At 37.0% G+C, this 7287-nt stretch carries 6 protein-coding genes; all 6 read left to right on the top strand.

What is annotated here, in order from left to right:
* Positions 1-352: 352 nt before the first annotated feature.
* The 6 genes from rpmH to spxB all read left to right on the top strand — a co-directional run bounded on the left by rpmH (position 353) and on the right by spxB (position 7246).
* The gene (gene rpmH / locus LGAS_RS09340; RefSeq protein ID WP_003648141.1) at positions 353-493 is read left to right on the top strand and encodes a 50S ribosomal protein L34; all 141 of its coding nucleotides are present in this window, start codon (positions 353-355) and stop codon (positions 491-493) included.
* Between the two features lie 48 nt (positions 494-541).
* A complete protein-coding gene (gene rnpA / locus LGAS_RS09335; RefSeq protein ID WP_003648142.1) occupies positions 542-910 on the top strand; it encodes a ribonuclease P protein component in 369 nt (122 codons plus the stop codon).
* Between the two features lies 1 nt (position 911).
* Complete coding sequence (locus tag LGAS_RS09330) at positions 912-1787, top strand: YidC/Oxa1 family membrane protein insertase (RefSeq protein ID WP_003648143.1); 876 nt, start codon at positions 912-914, stop codon at positions 1785-1787.
* A 109-nt stretch (positions 1788-1896) separates the two neighbouring features.
* Positions 1897-3282, top strand: a complete 1386-nt coding sequence (gene mnmE, locus LGAS_RS09325; protein ID WP_003648144.1) for a tRNA uridine-5-carboxymethylaminomethyl(34) synthesis GTPase MnmE — start codon at positions 1897-1899, stop codon at positions 3280-3282.
* A 7-nt stretch (positions 3283-3289) separates the two neighbouring features.
* Complete coding sequence (gene mnmG / locus LGAS_RS09320; protein WP_003651620.1) at positions 3290-5185, top strand: tRNA uridine-5-carboxymethylaminomethyl(34) synthesis enzyme MnmG; 1896 nt, start codon at positions 3290-3292, stop codon at positions 5183-5185.
* A gap of 252 nt (positions 5186-5437) precedes the next feature.
* Positions 5438-7246: a pyruvate oxidase gene (gene spxB, locus LGAS_RS09315; RefSeq protein ID WP_003651252.1), complete on the top strand. Its 1809-nt coding sequence runs from the start codon at positions 5438-5440 to the stop codon at positions 7244-7246.
* Positions 7247-7287: the final 41 nt, after the last annotated feature.

The raw sequence follows: 7287 nt of genomic DNA, 5'->3' as shown, positions 1-7287 counted from the left end.
TCCACTGATCTATGAAATAAAATTTCAATTTTGCGTTATCCACAAATTTATGTGAGTTTAAAATTAGTGGTATAGCAGTATTTGAGACGAAAAACATTTATTTATACACAGGGTGTTTATTATGTTCTAAACAGGGTGTGGATTGTGCATAACTTTGAGAATTATCTTGTTGATAAAAAACGTAAAAAAATATGTATTCAAGATATCCACAAAATATAAATTTGAAAATAACTTTAAAAAAGCTTTTCTTTTCAGGAAAATTTTGATAAAGACTTGGTTTTTAAGCGTAAATATGCTATTCTATCTTAGAAATTGTGCTTATTAAGCATTGAAAAACGGAGGTGCAACATTAATGTCAACTAAGAGAACTTACCAACCTAAGAAGCGTCACCGTTCACGCGTTCATGGTTTTATGAAGCGTATGGCTACAGCAAACGGCCGTAAGGTTTTAGCAAGACGCCGTAAAAAGGGTAGAAAAGTCTTATCTGCTTAAGCCACTGAAGCTCAGTGGTTTTTTTAATTTAAGTAAGGATGAACCAGATTGAGAAAAAGCTACCGTGTAAAAACTGAGAGAGACTTTCAAAAAGTTTTTAAAGAAGGACAGTCGATGGCTAATAGAGGCTTTGTTGTCTATACTTTGCCCAAAGAAAAACAAAAGCATTTTCGCGTTGGAATTTCTGTTGGGAAAAAGGTGGGTCATACGGCGGTAGCACGTAATCGCCTCAAACGGTTCATTCGTGCTACACTGACAGAACTTAAGCCAGAGATAAGGTCTGATTTAGACTTTTTAGTAATCGCTAGGCCCTATGCAAGAGATTTTGACATGGAACGAACCAAAAAGAATCTTATTCATGTCTTAAGGCTAGCTAAAGTCTTATCAAACGAAGAGACGGAAACTGAGGAAAAGTAGAGTGAGAAATCATTTATCTAAGAAAAATTGGAAACTGATTCTATTAGGTCTAGGAATGTTAACCTTAGCTTTAGTAGTTACAGGTTGTGCATCTACTAATGGATCAAGTGTTGCTCCTATTTCTCATACTAGTGGCAATTGGTGGGATCGGTATATTGTTTACTATATTTCCCAATTTATTCTTTGGATTGCAAGTTTAGTTCGTGATTCCTATGGTTGGGCAATCATTATCTTTACTATTATAGTAAGAATAATTTTATTACCATTGAATGCCATTTCTATTAAGAGCATGGCTAAGCAACAAAAAGTGCAACCACAGATGGATGCATTGCGTAAAAAGTATCCTGGCAAGGATGTTGAGTCACGTCAAAAGCTGCAAGAAGAAACTAGTAAGTTGTATAAAGAAGCCGGCATTAATCCTTATACTGGATGCTTGCCGATGCTAATTCAGCTGCCAGTTATGTATGCCTTGTATCAAGCAATTTGGCGGACTCCACAGTTACAAAATGGTCGGTTTTTGTGGATGGATTTGGGACGTCCCGATCCATATTACATCATGCCTGTTTTGGCAGCTGCATTTACTTTTATAAGTACGTATATTAGTCAGATGTCAACGCCTCAATCCTCACAAAATGGAATGACTAAGGGAATGACATACTTAATGCCTCTTATCATTGGGGTTTCGGCAATTGGTATCCAATCTGCGATCTCACTTTACTGGGTGATTTCAAACTTATTCCAAGTAGTTCAAACCTTTATTTTGCAAAATCCATTCAAGTATCAACGTGAATTGGAAGAACAAAAGAAGGCAGAACGTGAACGTGAACGTAAAGTTCGTCGTGTATACAAACGTTTAGGACGTAAAAAACAAAAATAAATTATCTTTAAATTGTTAAGATAAAGTAGTCAAAGTGCTTTATCCATCATTGTTTTTATAGTGGTGGAGTGGGCACTTTTTTTATTTAATTATTTATGTAGGTGAAAAAATGGCACAAGTATTAACACAATTTGATACAATCGCTGCAATTTCTACCCCTATTGGCGAAGGAGGAATTTCAATTGTTCGTCTATCTGGTGAAGATGCAGTAGCGATTGCAAACAAGCTTTTTAAAGGGGCAGATTTAACCAAAGTTCCTACGCATACAATTCACTATGGACATATTGTTGATCCTAAAACTAAGGAAGTTGTCGATGAGACGATGGTTAGCGTGTTGCGTGCCCCAAAAACCTTTACCAGAGAAGACATGGTCGAAATAAATTGTCATGGTGGAATGATCGTTACTAATGATATTTTGCAATTGCTTTTGGCCAATGGAGCTAGAATGGCAGATCCCGGCGAATTCACTAAACGAGCATTTATGAATGGCCGAATTGATTTAACTCAAGCTGAATCAGTAATGGATATTGTTAGAGCTAAAACTGATAAATCTCGCCAAGTTGCGATGACGCAACTAGCTGGTGGATTACTAGATAAAATCAAGACAATGCGTCAAGAATTGTTAGATACAATGGCTCATGAAGAAGTTAATATCGATTATCCAGAATATGATATGGATGATTTAACTTCTCAAGAAATGAAAAAGAAAGCACAAGAAGTTTCAAAACAAATTGAGCAATTACTTCAAACAGCTCAAGAAGGGAAAATTATCCGTAATGGCTTAGCAACTGCAATTGTCGGCAGACCAAACGTTGGAAAATCATCGCTCTTGAATTATTTAACTCAAGACGATAAAGCAATTGTAACCGATATTGCTGGAACTACTAGAGATACGCTTGAAGAGTATGTTTCTGTTAAGGGTGTTCCACTTAAGTTGATTGATACTGCTGGGATCCACCACACAGAAGATAAGGTTGAAAAGATTGGTGTTGAACGTTCTAAGAAGGCTATTAAAGAAGCTGACCTGGTTCTTTTACTTCTTGATGCAAGTCAAGATTTAACAGCTGAAGACAAGAGATTATTAGACTTAACAGCAAATAAAAAGCGGATCATTATTTTGAATAAGCAGGACCTAGGTACAAAAATTTCCCAGGAAATGATTAAAGACATTACCGATAATCCTATTATTGTAACGTCAATCTTAAAACAAAAGAATATGGATGCACTTGAGAATGCTATTGAAAAATTATTCTTTAGCGGAATAGAAAATTCTCAAAATCAAATTTTGGTAACGAATCAAAGACAAGCTGGATTATTGACTAAAGCAAAGCAGTCTCTAGAGGATGTAATTAGTGGAATTGATGATGCAATGCCTCTAGATTTGGTTCAAATTGATCTTAAAAATGCTTGGGATACTTTAGGTGAAATTACTGGTGAAAGTGCACCTGACGAATTAATTACACAGTTATTTAGTCAATTCTGTCTTGGAAAGTAGGAGAAAAATGAAGACATACGAATCGAACGAGTATGACGTTATTGTTGTGGGGGCTGGACATGCTGGAGTTGAAGCAGCTTTAGCGGCAGCTCGTATGGGAGAAAAAACACTTCTTTTAACTATTAATTTAGATATGGTGGCTTTTATGCCATGTAATCCATCAGTTGGTGGACCAGCCAAGGGAACCGTTGTGCGTGAAATTGATGCCCTTGGTGGAGAAATGGGTAAGAATATCGATGCGACTTACATTCAGATGCGAATGCTTAATACGGGAAAGGGTCCTGCAGTTAGAGCCTTGCGTGCACAGGCAGATAAATGGCAATATCATGAACATATGAAAGATACCATTGAAAATGAACCTAATTTAACTTTGCGGCAAGCTGTTGCAGATGAATTGATCGTTGAGGACGGAGCATGCAAAGGATTAATAACTAATACTGGTGCAAAATACCATGCTAAAAGCGTAGTTTTAACCACTGGAACCGCTGCAAGAGGAAAAATTATTATTGGAGAATTAACCTATTCTTCAGGTCCTAACAACTCTTTACCGTCGATCAAATTGCCTGAAAATCTTGAAAAATTAGGCTTTAAATTACGTCGTTTTAAGACTGGTACTCCTCCACGTGTTGATGGTAATACAGTTGATTATTCAAAGACTCAAGAAGAGCCTGGCGATAAGGAACCAAGACATTTTTCTTACACTAGTAAAGATAGTGACTACTTAAAAGATCAAATGTCTTGCTATATGACATACACTAATACTGTCACTCACGACATTATTAGAGCCAACCTTGACCGAGCACCAATGTTTTCTGGAGTTATTAAAGGTGTAGGACCACGCTACTGTCCTTCAATTGAAGATAAAGTAGTTCGTTTTGCAGATAAAGATCGTCACCAAATTTTCTTAGAGCCAGAAGGACGTAACACCAAGGAAATCTACGTAGGAGACTTTTCTACATCAATGCCTGAAGAAGTACAATTAAAGATGCTTCATAGTGTTGCTGGATTAGAAAAAGCAGAATTAATGCGTCCAGGATATGCGATTGAATATGATGTTATTGAGCCCTGGCAATTAAAGCACACTTTAGAAACTAAGAATATTAAGCATCTCTTTACTGCTGGTCAAATGAATGGAACTTCAGGATATGAAGAGGCAGCTGGACAAGGTTTAATTGCTGGAATCAATGCCGCTTTGAGTGCTCAAAATAAGCCTGGCTTTACTTTGCAAAGAGATGAAGCTTATATTGGTGTTTTGATCGATGATTTAGTAACTAAGGGAACTAATGAACCATATCGTCTACTTACAAGTAGAGCAGAATATCGTCTTCTTCTTCGTCATGATAATGCCGATTTACGTTTGACTGAAAAGGGTCATGAATTAGGCTTGATTTCAGAAGAGCGTTATGCAAAATTTGAAGCTAAAAAGCAGGCTATTTCCCGGGCAATGGCAGCTATTAAAAAAGTTACAATTCATCCAACTGATGAAGTACAAGAATATTTGGCTAGCGTCAAGCAGGACCGTTTGAATGCAGGAGTTAGTGGGGCAGATTTTTTGAAACGTCCTCGCGTTACGTTCGATGCCGTTGAAAAATTAAGTGGTCAAACCTTAGCTACTGATCGTTATGTCAAAGAGCAAGTGGAAATAGCATTGAAATATGAAGGCTATATTAAAAAAGAAAAGACTTTGGTTGATCGTTTACATCGATTAGAGTCAAAGAAAATACCGGTAGATATCGACTATAATGCAATTCCAAGCTTAGCGACTGAAGCACGTCAAAAGTTCGAAAAAATTCGTCCTGAATCTATTGCGCAAGCTGAAAGAATATCTGGGGTTAATCCGGCTGATTTAGCAATTTTGACTGCTTACATTCAACAAGGCAGAATTGCTAAGATAAAGAAATAAATAATAATTGAATTAAGGCAAAAAAATTTTAAAAAGTTTTTTTGCTTTTTTTGTTGAGCATGATCACTTAATCACACTTTAAAATTGTGTTTTACCGATAAGTTAAGCAGAAAGGTAAATAGTTTGTGAAATAATTATTTTTGAGTATGCTCTAAATATTGATATATCAGTTATGGCAAACGCTTTCAATTAGTTAATAAATGTGTTTTAATCAAGGTGTAAGAAAAATCATTAAGGAGATGCTTATAGACTATGACGAAAATTAGTGGTTCAGATGCAATGTTCCAAGTTTTGTATGACTGGGGAATTGACCATATATACGGTTTTCCAGGTGGTTCATTTGACTCAACAATGAATGCAATTCATAACTGGAGAAATAAGATAAAGTTTATTGAAGTAAGACATGAAGAAGCTGGTGCTTTAGCAGCTTCTGCTGAATATAAGATTAGTGGGAAAGTTGGAGTTTGCTTTGGCTCTGCTGGTCCAGGTGCAGTTCACCTAATGAATGGACTTTATGATGCAAAATATGATAAGACTCCAATGGTTGCGATTGTTGCTAACGTTCCAACAAGTCGTCAAGATATTGACTTCTTCCAAGCTTTTGATGAAAAGCCATGGTTTGATCCTGTTGCTGTTTGGAATCACCAAGCAAAAACAGCTGAATCAATTCCGGTTTTGATGGATGAAGCAATTCGTCAAGCTTATCAAAGAAAAGGTCCAGCAGTTTTAATCTTACCTAAGGACTTTGGTTGGGATAAGATCGAAGATAACTTCCGCAACAATGCTGCAGCACATAAAGTTGTACCTAACTTCCCAGCACCTCGTAAGGAACAGGTTGATAAGGCGCTTGAATTAATTAAAAATGCTGAAAATCCAATTGTTTACTTTGGTCATGGTGCTGAAGATGCTAGTGCGGAACTGAAAGAATTTTCTGATAAATTCAAGATGCCACTAGTTTCATCAGTTCTAGGAAAAGGAATTGTTGAAGATGAATTTCCAGCATATATGGGTTCAATTGGTCGTGTTGGTGCTAAGCCAAGTAACGATATTCAAACTCATGCTGATTTAGTTGTTTGGGTTGGTAATAATTCACCATTCTCAGTATTCTTCTTTAACCCTAAGGCAAAAGTAATTCAAATTGATATTAATTCTGAGAGATTAGGTAAACGTCATGCAGTAACTGTTCCAATGTTAGCTGATGCTAAGAAGACTTTACGTGCCTTAATTGAAGCAGGTGAAAGTCGTTCAGAATCTCCATTGTATAAAGCAGCTCTTGCTGATCGTGAAAACTGGGAGGCTTGGCTTGAAAGTTTCAATGATTCAGATGAAATTCCAATGCGAGTTGAACCAATTTTTGATGTTATCAACAAGAAAGCAGCTGACGATGCAGTATTTGCAGTAGATGTCGGTAACGTAAACATTAATTTTGATCGTCTAATGCACTTGCATGGTGATCAAAAATGGACTACTTCAGGTCTCTATGCAACTATGGGTTATGGTGCTCCAGCTTCTCTTGCTGCAGCAACTATTTATCCAAACCGTGAAGTTTGGAACCTAGCCGGAGATGGTGGTTTTGCTATGATGAACCAAGAGCTTTTGACTCAAGCACGTTACAATATGCATGTAATTAACGTGGTCTTTACTAATGAGACTTTAGGATACATTGAAGCTGAACAAGTTGATGAATCACACCAACCATTATCAGGTGTAAAGCTACCTGATAACGATTGGGCAATGAGTGCTGAAGGTATGAATGTAAAGGGCTTTACTGTTCGCAATAAGAAAGAATTTGAAGATGCAGTAACAGCTGCTCAAAAAATGGAAGGTCCAGTTCTAATCGACTGCAAGATCACTCATGATATGCCATATTCAACTGAGTTGAATACCTTAGATGATCCAGCATTCGTTGCTAAGTACGATGCCCAAGCTTTGAAACCATTTAGTTACTTTGCTGGCAAGTATGGTGTTGAAGCAGATGCCGCATCAGGGGCTTCTGAACATACTGAGGCAGAACCAGTCGAAGCAGAAGAAGATGCTTCATCAGGCGCATCACGTCATTAATTTCCTAGGAAATAATTAAATAAAGAGTTCACATAGTTGAA

Source organism: Lactobacillus gasseri ATCC 33323 = JCM 1131 (genome assembly GCF_000014425.1).
In the GTDB taxonomy this organism is placed as follows: Bacteria; Bacillota; Bacilli; order Lactobacillales; family Lactobacillaceae; genus Lactobacillus; species Lactobacillus gasseri.
This window is presented reverse-complemented; position numbering and strand designations above follow the sequence as displayed.

What these genes read in the sequence shown, in the direction of transcription:
- rpmH (WP_003648141.1), top strand. Translation starts at nt 353, where the DNA reads ATGTCAACTAAGAGAACTTACCAACCTAAGAAGCGTCACCGTTCACGC.
- mnmE (WP_003648144.1), top strand. Translation starts at nt 1,897, where the DNA reads ATGGCACAAGTATTAACACAATTTGATACAATCGCTGCAATTTCTACC.
- mnmG (WP_003651620.1), top strand. Translation starts at nt 3,290, where the DNA reads ATGAAGACATACGAATCGAACGAGTATGACGTTATTGTTGTGGGGGCT.
- spxB (WP_003651252.1), top strand. Translation starts at nt 5,438, where the DNA reads ATGACGAAAATTAGTGGTTCAGATGCAATGTTCCAAGTTTTGTATGAC.